This window comes from Stenotrophomonas sp. YJH_SMC_19, assembly GCF_059367915.1.
In genome coordinates, this window is the sequence record NZ_JCAFRI010000003.1 from 209,107 (window position 1) to 224,751 (window position 15,645).

General features: G+C 67.6%; 10 protein-coding genes. 5 read left to right on the forward strand and 5 right to left on the reverse strand.

Annotated elements, in window-relative coordinates:
- Positions 1–33: 33 nt before the first annotated feature.
- Entirely contained in the window at positions 34–1,446 is a 1,413-nt protein-coding gene (locus AC5P5R_RS05520; RefSeq protein ID WP_005407956.1) for a DEAD/DEAH box helicase, read from the forward strand.
- A 524-nt stretch (positions 1,447–1,970) separates the two neighbouring features.
- Here AC5P5R_RS05520 and AC5P5R_RS05525 read toward each other — a convergent pair.
- The gene (locus AC5P5R_RS05525) at positions 1,971–4,565 is read right to left on the reverse strand and encodes a M14 family zinc carboxypeptidase (protein ID WP_164281762.1); all 2,595 of its coding nucleotides are present in this window, start codon (positions 4,563–4,565) and stop codon (positions 1,971–1,973) included.
- A 74-nt stretch (positions 4,566–4,639) separates the two neighbouring features.
- Positions 4,640–7,279 (reverse strand): TonB-dependent receptor plug domain-containing protein, encoded by a 2,640-nt coding sequence (locus AC5P5R_RS05530; protein WP_049419014.1) that lies wholly within the window; start codon positions 7,277–7,279, stop codon positions 4,640–4,642.
- A gap of 192 nt (positions 7,280–7,471) precedes the next feature.
- On the opposite strand from AC5P5R_RS05530, the gene queD reads away from it, so the two are divergent.
- Complete coding sequence (gene queD / locus AC5P5R_RS05535) at positions 7,472–7,834, forward strand: 6-carboxytetrahydropterin synthase QueD (protein WP_005407953.1); 363 nt, start codon at positions 7,472–7,474, stop codon at positions 7,832–7,834.
- Positions 7,835–7,951: 117 nt separating this feature from the next.
- Positions 7,952–8,299, forward strand: a complete 348-nt coding sequence (locus tag AC5P5R_RS05540) for a phasin family protein (RefSeq protein ID WP_005407952.1) — start codon at positions 7,952–7,954, stop codon at positions 8,297–8,299.
- Positions 8,300–9,073: 774 nt separating this feature from the next.
- On the opposite strand, the gene asnB is transcribed toward AC5P5R_RS05540, so the two are convergent.
- The gene (gene asnB, locus AC5P5R_RS05545; protein ID WP_099529611.1) at positions 9,074–10,975 is read right to left on the reverse strand and encodes an asparagine synthase (glutamine-hydrolyzing); all 1,902 of its coding nucleotides are present in this window, start codon (positions 10,973–10,975) and stop codon (positions 9,074–9,076) included.
- A 350-nt stretch (positions 10,976–11,325) separates the two neighbouring features.
- Between asnB and AC5P5R_RS05550 the strand changes: the two genes are divergently transcribed.
- Together AC5P5R_RS05550 and AC5P5R_RS05555 are read left to right on the forward strand one after the other, a co-directional pair.
- The gene (locus tag AC5P5R_RS05550) at positions 11,326–12,015 is read left to right on the forward strand and encodes a winged helix-turn-helix domain-containing protein (RefSeq protein WP_005407950.1); all 690 of its coding nucleotides are present in this window, start codon (positions 11,326–11,328) and stop codon (positions 12,013–12,015) included.
- A complete protein-coding gene (locus tag AC5P5R_RS05555) occupies positions 12,012–13,358 on the forward strand; it encodes an ATP-binding protein (protein ID WP_100438833.1) in 1,347 nt (448 codons plus the stop codon). Before AC5P5R_RS05550 ends, AC5P5R_RS05555 begins: the two co-directional genes overlap by 4 nt.
- Here AC5P5R_RS05555 and AC5P5R_RS05560 read toward each other — a convergent pair.
- Entirely contained in the window at positions 13,355–14,824 is a 1,470-nt protein-coding gene (locus AC5P5R_RS05560) for a sensor histidine kinase (RefSeq protein WP_100438832.1), read from the reverse strand. The two genes, AC5P5R_RS05555 and AC5P5R_RS05560, sit on opposite strands and share 4 nt — an antisense overlap.
- Positions 14,821–15,540, reverse strand: a complete 720-nt coding sequence (locus AC5P5R_RS05565; RefSeq protein WP_005407947.1) for a response regulator transcription factor — start codon at positions 15,538–15,540, stop codon at positions 14,821–14,823. The genes AC5P5R_RS05560 and AC5P5R_RS05565 overlap by 4 nt, the downstream gene beginning before the upstream one ends.
- Between the last annotated feature and the right edge of the window lie 105 nt (positions 15,541–15,645).

A 15,645-nucleotide genomic window follows, 5' to 3' on the forward strand; every position in this document is an offset into this window, starting at 1 on the left:
GGACAGGCGTTTCTTGTACTTGGAGCAAACTCAATGTCTTTTGAATCGCTGGGCCTGGCGCCCTTCCTGCTGCGTGCGCTTGCCGAGCAGGGCTACGAAAACCCGACCCCGATCCAGCAGCAGGCGATCCCGCTGGCACTGGCCGGTCGTGACCTGCTGGCCGGCGCACAGACCGGCACCGGCAAGACCGCCGCCTTCGGCCTGCCGCTGCTGCAGCACCTGGGCACCGCCTCGCAGGAAGTGCGCAGCGGCCCGCGCAAGCCGCGCGCGCTGATCCTGGCACCGACCCGCGAACTGGCCACCCAGGTGCACGACAGCCTGCGCGGCTACAGCAAGTACCTGCGCATTCCCAGCGCCTGCATCTACGGCGGTGTCGGCATGGGCAACCAGCTGGACATCCTGCGCCGTGGCGTGGACCTGCTGGTGGCATGCCCGGGCCGCCTGATCGACCACCTGGAGCGTCGCAGCATCGACCTGTCCGGCATTGAACTGCTGGTGCTGGACGAAGCCGACCGCATGCTCGACATGGGCTTCCTGCCGTCGATCAAGCGCATCCTGGCCAAGCTGCCGAAGCAGAACCGGCAGACCCTGCTGTTCTCGGCCACCTTCGAGGACAACATCCGCCAGCTGGCGCTGGAGTTCATGCGCAACCCGGAACAGATCCAGGTGACGCCGAAGAACACCGTGGCCGAAACCATCACCCACCGCGTGCACCCGGTCGATGCCGGTCGCAAGCGCGACCTGCTGCTGCACCTGCTGGCGCAGGACAGCCGCGAGCAGACCCTGGTGTTCGCCCGCACCAAGCACGGCAGCGACAAGCTGGCCTCGTTCCTGGAAAAGTCGGGCATCAAGACCGCGGCGATCCACGGCAACAAGAGCCAGGGACAGCGCCTGCGTGCACTGGGTGACTTCAAGGCCGGCCGCGTGACCGTGCTGGTGGCGACCGATATCGCTGCGCGCGGCATCGACATCAACGAGCTGCCGAAGGTGATCAACTTCGACCTGCCGATGGTGGCCGAGGACTACGTGCACCGCATCGGCCGTACCGGCCGCAACGGCGCGACCGGCCAGGCGATTTCGCTGGTGGCACAGGATGAAGTGAAGCTGCTGCGTGCGATCGTGCGCCTGCTGGGCCGCGACATGGACATCCGCGATGTGCCGGGCTTCGAGCTGCAGACGCCGATCCGCTGGGGCAACAGTGCGCCGGGCAAGGCCGAGCACGATACCGGCGAGCGCGCACCGCGCAAGAGCCATGCGCGCCGTCCGCACGGTGATGCGCCGCGCCACGCGCACGCAGGCCCGAAGAAGGCCGGCGGTGGCCGCCGCGAAGGCGGTGGCAATGGCCAGCAGCGTGCAGGCGCCGGCCAGGGCCAGCGCCGTGGCGGTGGTGGCAATGGTGGCGGCCGTGGTCGTGGCCAGGGTGGCGGCGGTGGTCGCGCCGGCTGATCCCAGCCGACATGGAGCGTGCTTCCCGCTGCGCGGGGGCTATCGAGGGACGGCGCTGACGCGCCGTCCTTTTTTGTTGCGGGCTACCGGGTGATAAAGCACGCGGTGGCAGTACCGAGGGCGAATGGGCATGGGGGCAGCGCAGAACACGCTGTAAATACGTCCATGTAAGCTCGATGGCGCCATCCATGGCGCCAACGGTTCTGCGCTGCCCCCATGCCCATCCGCTTCAAGCATTACCTGCGCCTTCTTGTCCCGCCGGGTAGCCGGGAGAAGAAAGATCAAATTCAAATTCAAAATCAAAAGCCGAAGCCGCAATTCCTGGCTTTGCGTCTGCCCTTGCTCCCGCCTTGGGGTTCGATGCGTCCGCGCCCGCAGGAAACTGTCGAGGGGAGGGCGGGCGGGCTGCGCAGGACCGTGAGGCGCATGGATGCGCCGATCGAGCTTACATGGACGTATTTACAGCGTGTCCTGCGCAGCCCGCCCGGCCTCCCCCACACGCGTCAACAAAGGCGCGCAAACCCTCAACCCCGCGCTTTACTCGGATTCACCAGATTCCCGAAGAAGATCGCGTTGATCAGCAGTCGGTCCGTTCCGTGCCAGTACTTGCGGTGCGCCGGGTCATCGGCGAACAGCACCACATTGCCCTGCCCCTGCGCCGACACCAGCAGCCACGCACTGCCTGCCACCCGCGCGCGATTGCGCTCGGACAGATAGCCATTCACCCGCGGCGGCGTGTCGATGCGCACCACCGTGGAAAACGGGTTCGCGCTCGGCTGCAGCGTCACCGTGTTCTCCTTGTTGATCGCCAGCTGCCGGCGCGGCACGCCGAACGCCAACGGATGGCTGGTATCCACATCGGCACTGAGGATGTTGCCGCTGATCCGCTCGATCGCGGCAATGTCGCGCTGATCGCCGAACGCACGGCGGCTTTCGTCAGCAGCGTCTTCTTCCTTGCCGAGCTTTTCGCCGTCGGCCAGCTTCTGCTCGATCGCCCACTTCGAGGCACTGCCGTAGGTCACCAGTGAACCTCCGGCCTGCACCCAGCGCTTCAGTGCAGCCACCGCCGTGGCATCGACGCCCGTGTAGGTGCCACCGGACAGCACGATCGTGGTGTAGCGGTCCAGCGGTACCTTGCCCAGCTGCTGCGGATCCAGCTTGCTGGCCGGCAACTGCAGCTGCTGGTCGAGCAGGAACCACGCCGATCCGATTTCGGTGGCGGCCACGCCCTCGCCCATCACCAGTGCCACCGCAGGCTTGCGCAGCGCCTTGACGCCGTCACTGCCGAGGTCGATGCCTTCGCGGCTCCGGCCGCTGGACAGCGCGTGGACCTGTACGCCCGCCTCGCGCGCGGCCGATGTCACTGTCTCGAGCAGCGCCGCGCCCTGCAGCGACTGCCCGGCAACCGGAATGACCAGGCTGCCGGCGGCGAAGCTGACGTCACCCTGCGCGGTCGCGGTGGTGAACGGCTGGAATGCCGCGCGTGCATTCACGCCCTTGCCCTGCAGCGCGGCCAGCGCGCGCCCGGCGTTGTAGTCGCGCCAGTCGATGGCGTAGGCGAATCCGGCCTCGCCGCCCAGCACCGCGCCCTGCTCCGCCGGCAGCGCGGTTACGCGCGCACCGCCTTCGATGCGGCTGCGGCTGCCCGCGAAGGCCACACCGTAGGCCGGTGCGATCGCATAGCTGGTGCTGCCGTAGAACACATCACCCTTGATCGGCGGCGTCTCGGCAAAGATCGAATGCACCAGGCGGAACTGCGCCTGCTGCACCGGCACCACGTAGGCGCTGCCGGCATCGAAGCGCTGCCCATCGACAGTGACGGCACGGTCCAGTGCGCGCACCTCGATCCGGTGCAGCAGCAGCAGTTCCAGCAGGCGACGGGTCAGGGCCGGGTCATGCGCATCGCCGAACACGAAGCTTTTCACAGGCTGCTGCGCAGCCTGCTTCAGCGCGCTCTGGAAGAACTGCTTCTGCAGGTCGAACAGGCCGCTGCGCTCGGTCACCGCGCCACGCACCGTGCCCAGCCCGGTGGCGACCTGGTTGCGGATGGTGAAGGGGAAGGTCAGCAGGCCATTCACCGATTCCTGCACGCGGCCGCGCGAGCTGGCCTGCTCGACGGTAACGCCGACAGCGCCATGGAAGTCCGGATAGGTGGAACCGTACACCGGCGAGAAGTTGTCGAAATTCTCGCCGGTGTAGTACAGCGACCCCAGCGCATCCAGCGCCTGCGCGTGGTACTTGGCGAGGGTCTTGTTGAATTCATACGACGCCGCCGGAATCAGCGGGCTGTGCATGCTCTTCGGCGAGGGCTCGAAGTAGTAGGTGCTGTCCTTGCCCATTTCGTGGAAGTCGATCTGCACGTTCGGGTACCACTGGTGGAACACCTCCACCTTCGGCCGTGAGTCCTGCTGGGTCAGGGCCAGCCAGTCGCGGTTGAGATCGGTGAAGTAGTGGTTGGTACGACCCTGCGGGAACGGCTCGACGTGTTCCTTGTCGGCGGGGTCGGCAGAAGCTGGGTCGGACGCCCAGGCGTTGTGCCAGTTGGCAGCACGGTCACGACCATCCGGATTCTGCGCCGGATCGAACAGCACCACTGCCTGCTGCAGCCATTGCTGGGTTTCTGCGCTGCGGTTGGCCACCAGGTAGTACGCCGTCAGCATCGCTGCCTCGGCACTGGAGGTCTCGTTGCCGTGGACGCTGTAGCCCAGCCACACCACCACCGGGCTGTCACCGGCGGCGCTGCGCGGCTGCGCCGGATCGGCCAGGGTGGCGTGCTGCTGGCGGATCTGTTCCAGCCGCGCATGATTGCCTGCAGCGGTGACGGTGGCGATCAACAGCGGGCGGCCTTCATAGCTGCGGCCGATCTCGCGCACGCTGATCTTGTCCGAGCGTTTCGCCAGTTCCTGGAAGTACGCCACCAGCTGGTCGTGCCGGGTGTAACGGCTGCCGATCGGGTAGCCGAGGAACTGCTCCGGCGTCGGCACCGCTGCATCGAACGCCGCTGCGTCGGTGACCTGCGGAAAGAAGTACGCGCTCTGTGCCCGCGCCGGCTGCGGCGAGGACAGGGCGGTGGCGGCGGCAAGCAGCAACGGAAGAACGGCACGGCGATGCAAGGACACGGTGACTCCCCTGGAACACAACGGCAGACGATCGCGCGGCCGGTCCCCTCAGGTGACCGGCCGCGGCGGATGGATCAGAAGCGGTAATCGAAGCCCAGCGTGAAGTAGCGGCCACGCAGGTCGTACTGGCTGAAGTCGTACGGCGCGCGGATGCCCGGGAACGAGGCGTCGTACGGCGGCGTCTTGTCGGCCAGGTTCTGCACCTTGGCATACACGGTCAGCTTGTCGATGCCGGTGTAGGCCAGGTACAGGTCGTACTGGCTGTAGCTGCCGACGCGCTGCTGCACGGCTTTGGCGGCGGTGCTGGCCTCCTGGCGGTAGCTGCTGGTGTAGTACCAGGTCACGGCTGCGTTGAAATCACCGTACTTCCAGTCCAGCGTGGTGGTGGCCTTGTCCTTGGGCAGGGTCGCGCCCAGGTTGCTGCCGGCGTAGTCGACCAGCGGCCCACCGACCACGGTCGGGCGACGGTAGTCGCGCACGTGGGTGTAGGCCGAGGACACGGTGAAGTCACCCAGTGCCGCGGTCGGGATGCGCTGGCGCAGCTCGACATCGATGCCCGAGGTCTTCAGCTCGCTCAGGTTCTGGTAGCGGTTGTAGACCGCCTGCAGCTTGCCACGCTCATCGCGCTGCACGGCGCCGGCCACGTTGTCGTTGACCAGGGTCTGGGTGTTGTTGGTGCCGACCAGGTTGTCCAGCTGGATGCGGTAGTAGTCCACGCTCAGGTTGGTGTTGGCCCACGGCGACAGCACCACACCGAAGTTGACGCTCCTGGTGCGCTCCGGCTTCAGTTCGTTGTTGCCGACGGTGAAGAAGGTGGGGTTCTGGCGCGAGCCCGGCACGTCCGGATCACGCGGGTCGACCACGCTGCCGTAGGCGATGCTGGTGCTGTTGGAGTTTTCCGACAGCGACGGTGCACGGAAGCCCTTCGACGCCGACGCACGCACCAGCAGGACATCCAGCGGCTGCCAGCGCAGGCCGATCTTCGGCGAGAACGCATCGCCGAAATCATCGTAGTGATCAGCGCGCGCGGCGGCGGACAGCTCCAGCGTCGAGGCCAGCGGCACGTTCACTTCGGCGTAGGCGGCACTGACCTGGCGCTTGCCGTGTACTTCGGCAATGGCCGGGCGCACCTGCAGGCCGGCATCGATCTGCCACGGATTGTTGGAGTCGAGCTTTTCGCGGCGCCACTCGGCGCCGGCGGCGAAGCCGATCTCGCCGGCCCAGGTGTGGCCCAGGCGGCCGGAAATCTTCGCATCGATGCCCTGCAGCTTGGATTCGGCCGGGCGCAGCGTGGCGATGTTGATCGAATCACGCACCGACTGCGGCGTGGCCGCCGGGTTGAGCAGGTTGTAGCTGCCCGTGGCCAGCGCGTCGGCCAGCGCCCAGCGGTTGGCGAAGCCACCGGACACGCTCTCGCGCTCGCTGCTGCGTGCACCGAACGCGGCCACTTCCCAGTCCCACGACGCGGTGGTGCCACGCAGGCCGAACACGCCGCGGTAGGCAGTGGAACGGTTGGTCTTGATCGTGCCGCCCAGGTCGAAGAAGGTGTACTCGATCGGGATCGCGCGGCCGTACGGGTTGTACGGATTGTTGGCCGGCAGCAGCGACGACACCGGCTCTGCCAGGCCGCTGTTCGCGTTCAGTGCGAAGCGGCCGCTCTCCAGGGTGAAGAACGGGCTGCTGCCGAACCACGCGGCACTCTTGATCTGGCTGTACAGCACTTCGCCGAACGCTTCGACGTTGTCGTTCAGGCGGAACGTACCGTTGGCGTAGGCCTGGTAGCGCTTGGTCGAGGGGATCAGCGTGGTGAACGGTGCCTGGTTGAAGCCGCAGGTGTCGCCGGCCAGGCCGTCGATCGGTGCGCTGGCCACGCGGGTGGTGCCGGTCGGGCAGTTACCGTTGGCATCGAGCATCGGCACCGAGACGCCGTTGACCAGGTAGCGCGCGCCCTTGGCCGACCAGCCGTTCCAGCGGCCACCCGGCTTGTCGGTGTAGATGCCACTCCTGGTCAGGTTGCGTTCGTCCTGGTCCAGGCGCTCGCGGTTGTACCCCTGCAGGCTGAAGAGGATGTTGTAGCCATCGGTGTCGAGATCACCCAGGCCGCCGACGAACTTCAGGTTCTGCTCGTGCAGGCCGCCCTGGTCGGCACCGCCGAAGCTGCCGCCGATCTCGGCGCCTTCGAAGTTCTGCCGGGTGATGATGTTGACCACGCCGGCCACGGCGTCGGAGCCGTACACCGCCGAGGCGCCGTCCTTGAGCACCTCAATGCGCTCGACCGCGACCAGCGGCAGCGCATTGAGATCGACGAAGGTGTCGGACAGGCCACCGGCCGGGAAGCCGTAGTTGGCCAGGCGACGGCCGTTGAGCAGCACCAGCGTGTTTTTCTGCGACAGGCCACGCAGGCCGATGCCGGCCGAGCCGGACGCCCAACCATTGTTGGTGGTTTCGTTGCTGGCGTTGCCGGTGTTGGCCGAGATCGAACGCAGCACATCGGCCACGGTGGCCTTGCCGGTCTGTTCCAGCTGCTGGCGGCCGATCACCTGCACCGGGTTGGAAGCCTCGGTATCGGTGCGCTTGATGTTGGAACCGGTGACGCGCACGGCGGCCAGGGTACTGGCTTCGCCACTGGCATCGGCGGAGGTTTCGGCGGCGGCGGACAAAGGCGCGGCCAGAGCGACGGCCAGGGCCGCCACGAGCAGGGTGTGCTTGGGCATGACGATGTGGGGGAGGTGGAAAGGGCGACGTAGTTCCGCAGTAGTCCATGCCTGGCCGGGGTCCGGTCAATAACATCTCTTCATACGGATATAAGAGAAGTTATCATCTCTTCATCCGGATGGAAAGAGTTACTTCACGAAAGCCCAACATCCGCTCAGGATGGCCGGCCACCTGCGGCGTACAATCGCGCCATGGAAATCTTCAAAGTCTTCATGCTCGAGGCGGCGCACCGCCTCCCCAACGTGCCGCCGGGGCACAAGTGCGCGCGTCTGCATGGCCACTCGTTCCGGGTGGAACTGAAGGTCGAGGGCGAGCCGGGGGCGCAGACCGGCTGGATCATGGACTTCGGCGACGTGAAGGCGGCCTTCCAGCCGATCTACGACCGCCTGGACCATCACTACCTCAATGACATCCCCGGCCTGGAGAACCCAACCAGCGAGAACCTGGCGGTGTGGATCTGGAACGAACTCAAGCCCAGCCTGCCGGCGCTGAGCGAGATCACCGTGCACGAAACCTGCACCTCCGGCTGCCGCTACCGCGGCCCGACGGCCTGATCAACCCATTGATCTAAAAGGTGTTTCAAAGGCGCCTGGGGCGCCTTTGTTATTTTTGTTGCATTGCCGCATCAACGGCGTATGCTGCAATGCATCAAGCCACTCCCTGATGCCCCCATGGCCGCCGCCTTCAGCGATCGCTTCAGTGATGCCACCCGCCAGCTCGCAGCCGCAGCAACCCGCGCGAACCGGTTGGCGTTGGAGAACGCGGAAAGCATGTTCGGCGTGCAGCTGAAGGCGATGGAGCGCAACCTGACCGCGACCGGCGGCTGGTTGGGGGAACTGGCCCGTAGTGACGACACGGCCGGGATGCTCAACAAGGGCGCACAGCTGTGGCAGGACAACCTGCAGCGGCTGGGCCAGGCCCAGCAGGACGTGGTCGGTCTCGGCCTGCAGGCCGGCAAGGCCTGGTCCGAACTGGTGCAGGGCTACAACGAATCAACGGCGGACGCGAACAACCACTGACGCGACGCAACGCTCATTGCGTGGGTCCCTCCCCCCACGCAATCCGGACCCGGCAGATCCCTCCCTCTGCCGGGTCTTTTTTTGCCTGGCGTCTGCATTGAAGAGCGCTTCCTCGTCTGGATTCGCCGCGAACTGAAGGGCCCCGCCGGGACAGGCAGGGGCCTGGGCAAATGTCCCCCGGCGCCGGCCGTTGGCCGTCACCTCCTCCTTTACTTTGCCCAAACCCCTGCCCGCCCCGACGAGGCTCGGCGTGCGGTGAGGAAAGCGCAGCACGCGCGGCCGCCTTTCAAGGAAGCGCCGACAAACTCCGAACGCCGGGCGGATGCCCTTGCGTACGAAGTAAAGGGGGAGGTGACGGCCAACGGCCGGCGCCGGAGGACATTCGTACGCAAGGGCATCCGCCCGGCGCCACGCAGAATGAATCCGCCACACGCGTGTCTTCGTCCCGATTCCCCGCGAACTGACGGGCCCCGTCGGGGCAGGCAGGGGCCTGGGCAAATGTCCCCCGGCGCCGGCCGTTGGCCGTCACCTCCTCCTTTACTTTGCCCAAACCCCTGCCCGCCCCGACGAGGCTCGGCGTGCGGTGAGGAAAGCGCAGCACGCGGCCGCCTTTCATGGAAGCGCCGACAAACTCCGAACGCCATGCGGATGCCCTTGCGTACGAAGTAAAGGGGGAGGTGACGGCCAACGGCCGGCGCCGGAGGACATTCGTACGCAAGGGCATCCGCCCTGCGCCGCGCAGATTGAACCCGCCGCACGCGATGCAGGAACGGCTCAGCGCCCGCGACCACCGTGCCAGTGCTGGTGCCACGCCTGGAACATCAACACGTTCCACAGGTGCGTGTGCCACTTGCGCTCACCCCGCAGGAACGCTTCCCAGATGCCGCGCACGCGTGCCGCATCGAAGCAGCCCTGGTTGCGCAGCAGCTGCGGGTCCAGCAGTGCCTCCGCCCAGTCGCGCAGCGGGCCCGCCAACCAGCGCGCCATCGGCGGTCCGAAGCCGCGCTTGGGGCGATACACCAGCGGCTCCGGCAGATAGCGTGCCAGCAGATGCTTGAGGATCCGCTTGTGCTCCCCATCGTGGTACTTCAGGTGCTGCGGCAGGCGCCAGGCCAACCGCACCACCTCCATGTCCAGCAGCGGCGCGCGCGTCTCCACGCCCGCCGCCATGCCCGCACGATCAACCTTGGCGAGGATGCCCTCGGCCAGATCCATGCGGAAATCCAGCAGCTGGATGCGGGCCTCGGCCGGCAGCGCCGTGTCCTGCTGCTGGAAGATCGTCATCGGCTCGCGTGCACCCAGCACCACCTGCGCCGGCTGCCGCCAGCGCGTCACGCGCTGCAGGTAGTGACCTTCCACGTCGTTGGCGGCGACTTCCGCCACCAGTGCGCGCCAGCCGCCCAGGCGGCCGCGCTCGACATTCATGCGGTTGCCGCTGCGCCGCGCCAGATCACGCACCCAGTCCGGCAGGCCACCGCACAGGCGCGCATTGCGCAGCGCGCGGCCATAGCTGGGGTGGCCGAAGAACAGTTCATCGCCACCGTCGCCGGTGAGGGCCACCGGCTTGCGCGCGCCCAGCAGTTCACTGGCCAGCAGGGTCGGCAGCTGCGAGGCATCGGCGAACGGTTCGCACCAGACCTGCGGCAGCCGCTGCAGCAGATCCAGGCCTTGTCGCGCGTCCATCCGGTGCAGGTGGTGTTGCACGCCCAGATGCCGCGCGACCTGCGAGGCCCAATCGCTCTCGTCATGGCCGGGATCGTCGAAGCCAACCGTCCACGCTTCGATCGGAAGCGTCGACTGTGCCTGCATCATCGCCGTCACCAGCGAGGAATCGGTGCCGCCGGACAGGAACGCGCCGCAGGCCAGCGGCGAATGCATGCGTGCGGCGATGGCCTTCTGCAGCACAGCTTCCAGCTGGTCGGTCGCCTGCTCGAGGCTCGGCGCCGGCTGCAGCGGTTCCTGCAGTGCGCTCTGCATCGCATCGCGTGCGCACCAGTAGCGTGAACCACCCTGTGCGGCCTGGCTGGAGCCGCCAGCCGCATGGTCATTCAGATCGATGCGCAGCATCGTGCCTGCCACCAGCTTGTGGATGCCGCGGTAGATGGTGTGCGGTGCCGGCACGTAGTCATGGCGCAGCAGCAGGCTCAGCGCATCCTGGTCGATGCTCGGGGCGAAACCGGCAAAGGCCTGGAGTGCCTTCATTTCCGAGGCGAACAGGAACCGGCCCTGGTACCAGCCGTAGTACAGCGGCCGCTCGCCAACCGGGTCGCGGGCCAGCCACAGTTCGCGCGACTCGCGGTCCCATACGCTGAAACCGAACGCGCCCTCGATGCGGGAAAGCGCCCGTTCCACGCCCCATTCGATGATCGCCTGCAGCAGCAGCCGCGCATCGCTGCAGCTGCGTGGCAGATCGCGCAGCTGCGACTGCAGGTCGGCCCGGTTGTACAACCGGCCATCCAGGCACAGCACGTAACGGCCACAGTCCGAACTCAGGGGCTGCAACGGCGTATCGGTTGGCGCCCGGCAGTGGCCCAGCGCCAGGCCGGCCTCGGCGTCGGTCCAGTAGCCGATGCGCCCCCGGCCGCGCTGCTGCAGGGCGCGCAGCATTGGCGCCAGCTGCTGCAGCAGGTGTTCGTCCTCGGCGGGCGGCAGCCAGGCCCCGACCACGCCGCTCATCGGGCACCTCCGCAGCGGCAGCGGCGGGACGGGTTCAGCAGGCAGGCGGCGGCGGGCGACATGGGAGCGACACGCGGAGCGGAGGAGACTCCATGCTCGGCCCGCCCCCGGCCCTGCGTCAGTCGCATTGCTGTCAGCGATGGTCACCGTGCGTATCACGAAGGTAACGTTTTGTAACAGCATCAGGCTATGCTGGACGCCAAGTTGTTGCCAGGCCTGAGGCCCGGCCCGTGCGCCAGCAACCCCGGCTGAATGGCGCCCGCCCCCGGGACCCGGGCGGCCCGAAGGCTGGGATAGCATCGCCGCGCTCGTGCCGTGGCGGTACGTGTGCGTCCACGGAGGCCTTGAAAATGCTGGATATCGTACTGGTCGAAGACGATGCCCGCCTGGGTACGATGGTCAGCGACTATCTGCAGCGGCATGGCTACCAGGTGGCCCACGAGCGCAGCGGTGAGCGTGCGGTGGCCCGGATCCTGGCCGACAAGCCCGCCCTGGTCCTGCTCGATGTCGGCCTGCCCGACCAGGATGGTTTCGAAGTGTGTCGGCAGATCCGCCCCCACTATGACGGCATCATCTGCGTGCTGACCGCCCGCACCGACAACATCGACCAGGTGCTGGGACTGGAACTGGGCGCCGATGATTACATCGGCAAGCCGATCGAACCACGGGTGCTGCTGGCCCGCCTGCGCGCCCACCTGCGCCGCCACCGCCGGGTCGAACCACGCGACGGCAGCCTCCGCTTCGGCGAGCTGAGCATCGACCCGTCCACCCGCAACGTGCACCTGCAGGGCGCGCTGCTGGAGCTCACCACTGCCGAGTTCGACCTGCTGTTCCTGCTGGCCAGCAATGCCGGCCAGATCCTGGACCGCGATGCGCTGCTGCGCGGCCTGCGCGGGATCGCCTTCGACGGCCTGGACCGTTCGATCGATGCACGCATCTCGCGCCTGCGCCGCAAGCTGGGCGACAACCCTGAACAACCGGAGCGGATCAAGACCGTGCGTGGCCGCGGCTACCTGTTCAGCCGCTCGGCATGGGGATGAAGCGCACGCCCTCGGCGATGCGCGGCCACGCCTTCCACTTCCTGCGCTACGGCATCGGCTTCCTGGTCGCCCACCTGCTACTGATCGTGCTGGGCCTGTGGGCCTGGGATGCGCTGCTGGAAGACCGCACCGAAGCCGGACTGCTGGCCGAGATGCGCGGCACCCATGCCCTGCTGCAGCACCGCTTCGCCGAAACCCCGCGCGAGCAGTGGCCGACGCTGGCGCGCGAACTGGACGCCGACTTCGCCTATGCCCTGCGCATGGTGCCGTTGGCAGAGGCGATGAAGGCGCTGCCGGCCAGCCAGCGCCCCCCCTTCAGCAACGGCCGGGTGCAGATCGACCTGGAGCACATGCGCAGCCTGCAGCGGATCGGCGACAGCGACTACGCGGTGATGCTGGGGCCGTTGGACGAAGCGCTGCCTGACGAGGGCTGGCAGGACAGCGAAGTGTCAGGCGTGGCGATCCTGCTGCTGATCCTGATGGTGGCCGTGGCGCTGCCGATGTACGTGATGGTCTACCGCCTGTGGCGCGACGTCTCGCAGCTGGCCCAGGCCGCCCGGCAGATGCGCGACGGCCAGCTGGATACCCGCGCGCCGCGCGCCGGCACTGCGCTGGTGCGGCCGCTGGCCAATGCCTTCAATCACATGGCCGAGCAGCTGCAGCAGCTGCTGGAAAGCCAGCGCGTGCTGGCGCAGGCGGTGGCGCACGAAGTCCGCACGCCGCTGGCGCGGATGCGTTTCGGCCTGGCCGACCTGGAGGACACCGCGCTGGACGAGATCCAGCGTGATGCCTTGGGCGGCCTGCGCACTGATGTCGATCGGCTGCAGCACCTCACCGATGCCGGCGTCGAGTACGCCGCGCTCGGCCGCTGCCATCAGCTGACCCGCCAGCGCCTGCAGCTGGCGGCACTGGTACGTGGCGTGGTGGCCCAGTTCGCACCGCTGCCGATGCCGGTACAGCAGGTGCTGTCGCCGGCGGGCCTGGTCAACGTCAACCGGCACATGCTGGAACTGGCATTGCGCAACCTGCTCGGCAATGCCCTGCGCTATGCGCGGCGGCAGATCCGTATCGCCAGCACGGTCAACGACGGCTGGCTGTGCCTGCAGGTGGAGGACGATGGCCCCGGCATCGCAGCCGAACTGCGCGGCCAGGTGCTGCAACCGTATGTGCGGCTGGATCCGGGTAGCCCCGGTTTCGGCCTCGGACTGGCGCTGGTGCAGGTGGTGGCCGACAAGCATGGCGGCCAGGTCGAAGTAACCGATTCGGAGCTGGGTGGTGCCTGCATCCGACTGCACCTGCCGTTGGAAAGCGGCGCTGCCGTGGAGTGCGATGCGGCCTGCTAGGCCGCTGGTTCCGCACGCGGCAACGCAAACGCGAACAACGCGCCGTGCTCGCTGTCACGCAGTTCGATGCGACGGCCGTGCAACTGCACGATGCGCTGCACGATCAGCAGGCCCAACCCGCCGTTCTCGCCACGTCGCGCGCCCAGCGCGGCCGGTGCCTGGAACAGCTGCGTGCGCAGTGCAGGGGCAACACCAGGTCCATCATCGGCCACGCTCACCTCCACGCTGTCCGGCGTCGCGCGCAGACACACCTCGATCCGCCCACCGTCGGGCGCATGCCGCAGCGCGTTGTCGAGCAGGTTGGTCAGCACCCGCTCGACCAGGCCCAGATCGGCGCGCACCAGCGGCAGGCCGGGCGGGAAGTCCGCGTGCAGGTACTGGTTGCGAGCCTGCGCCGCCAGCTCGAATTTCTGCAGCACGTCCTGCAGCAGCTCCGGCAATGCGAACACCTCCCACTCCAGGCGCACTTCGCCATGTTCCAGCCGCGCCAGCTCGAACAGCGCACGCGCCAGCCGGCCAACCTTGGCGCTCTGCGCCAGCGCGATACCGAGGTAGCGGCGGCGCTCGTCCGGCGACAGCGTGGCGTCCTTCAGCGCCAGCGTTTCCAGATAGCCGTGCAGCGATGACAACGGCGTGCGCAGGTCGTGCGAGATGTTGGCGACCAGCTCGCGGCGCTGCAGGTCCTGCTGGCGCAGCTGCTGCCACTGCTCGCCCAGCCGCTGCGCCATCTGCGCGTGTGCGTGTTCGAGGATCACCAGCTCGTCGCGCTCACCGGCGCGCAACGGCTCCGGCGGCGGCAACGGCGTGGGTGCGTCGATGTCGAAGGCCTGGATGCGCCGGGTCAGCCGCCGCAGCGGGCGCGTCACCCAGTAGAAGGCCACCAGCCCGGCCAGCAGGCCCAGGCTGCCGACCAGCATCACCGACCACAGCGTGGTGTTCCACTGGCTGCCGGCGGCAAGGTCGTCGGACAGCATCTGACGGTGTTCGCCGACCAGCACCACGTACACATAACCGGCCTGGCGACCCTGCACGATCAGCGGCGCGGCACTGAACACCTTGCGGCCGTCCGTGCTGCGCGGGTCATCGCCCAGGATCGGCAACGGCGCACCGGCCAGCAGCCGGCGCAGCGGTGCCACGTCCACCCGGTTGCGCACCAGATGGCCTGTCGGCGCATCGTGGCCGAGGATGCGGCCCTGGTCGTCCAGCAGGTAGACCTCGACGCTGGGGTTGACCGCCATCAGCTGGCCGAACAGCGCGCGCACCGCGGCATCACGCATGCCGCTGGTGTCCATCAGTTCGCTGCGCTGGGCAATGTGCTCGGCCAGGCCCAGCGACAACCGCTGCACCACTTCCTGCTCGTGGCGGGTGTTGGCGCGCATCTGCAGCGCCAGCAGCGCCATGCAGCACATCAGCATCAGCGCAGCGATCACCGCCGCCAGCTTCTGCCACAGGTTCGGCTTGATCATGCCGCCGCCCCGGCAGGATCGACCAGCTTGTAGCCACGGCCCCACACCGTCAGCAGCCGCCGTGGATTGGCCGGGTCCGGCTCGATCTTGCTGCGCAGGCGATTGATGTGGGTGTTGACCGTGTGCTCGTAGCCATCGTGCTGGTAGCCCCAGACCTGGTTGAGCAGCTCCATGCGCGCGAACACCTGGTCCGGATGACGGGCGAAGAACAGCAGCAGGTCGAACTCGCGCGGGGTCAACTCCAGTGCGTTGCCATCCACCGACGCGGTGCGCGCGACCGGGTCCAGCTGCAGACCACCCAGCTCGATCGCGCCGGCATCGATGCGCGCGCTCTGCGCCATCGCCTCGGCCCGGCGCAGCAGCGCACGCACGCGGGCCACCAGTTCCGGCATCGAGAAGGGCTTGGCCAGGTAATCATCCGCACCCAGTTCCAGGCCGACGATGCGCTGCGTTTCGCTGCCACGCGCACTGATGATGATGATCGGCACATAGCGCGCCATCGCGCGTGCACGCTGGCACACCTGCAGGCCGTCCACGCCGGGCAGCATCACGTCCAGCACCAGCGCATCCCATGGCCCTTCCTGCTCGAGCAGGCGCAGGCCGGCATCGCCGCTGGCGGCATGGGCGACGTCGTAGCCCTCATCGCCCAGATGCATGCGCAGCAGGTCGGCGATGTGGGCATCGTCTTCAACGATCAGCACGCGTTTGGTGGACATCGGCAGCTCGGGGCCAGTGGGGAGGCTGGCTGCATTGTGGCGCGGGATGGACGCCGATACCTCACGAAAAATTGAATCCTGCGTGAGGATTCGTTGACCCGGGCG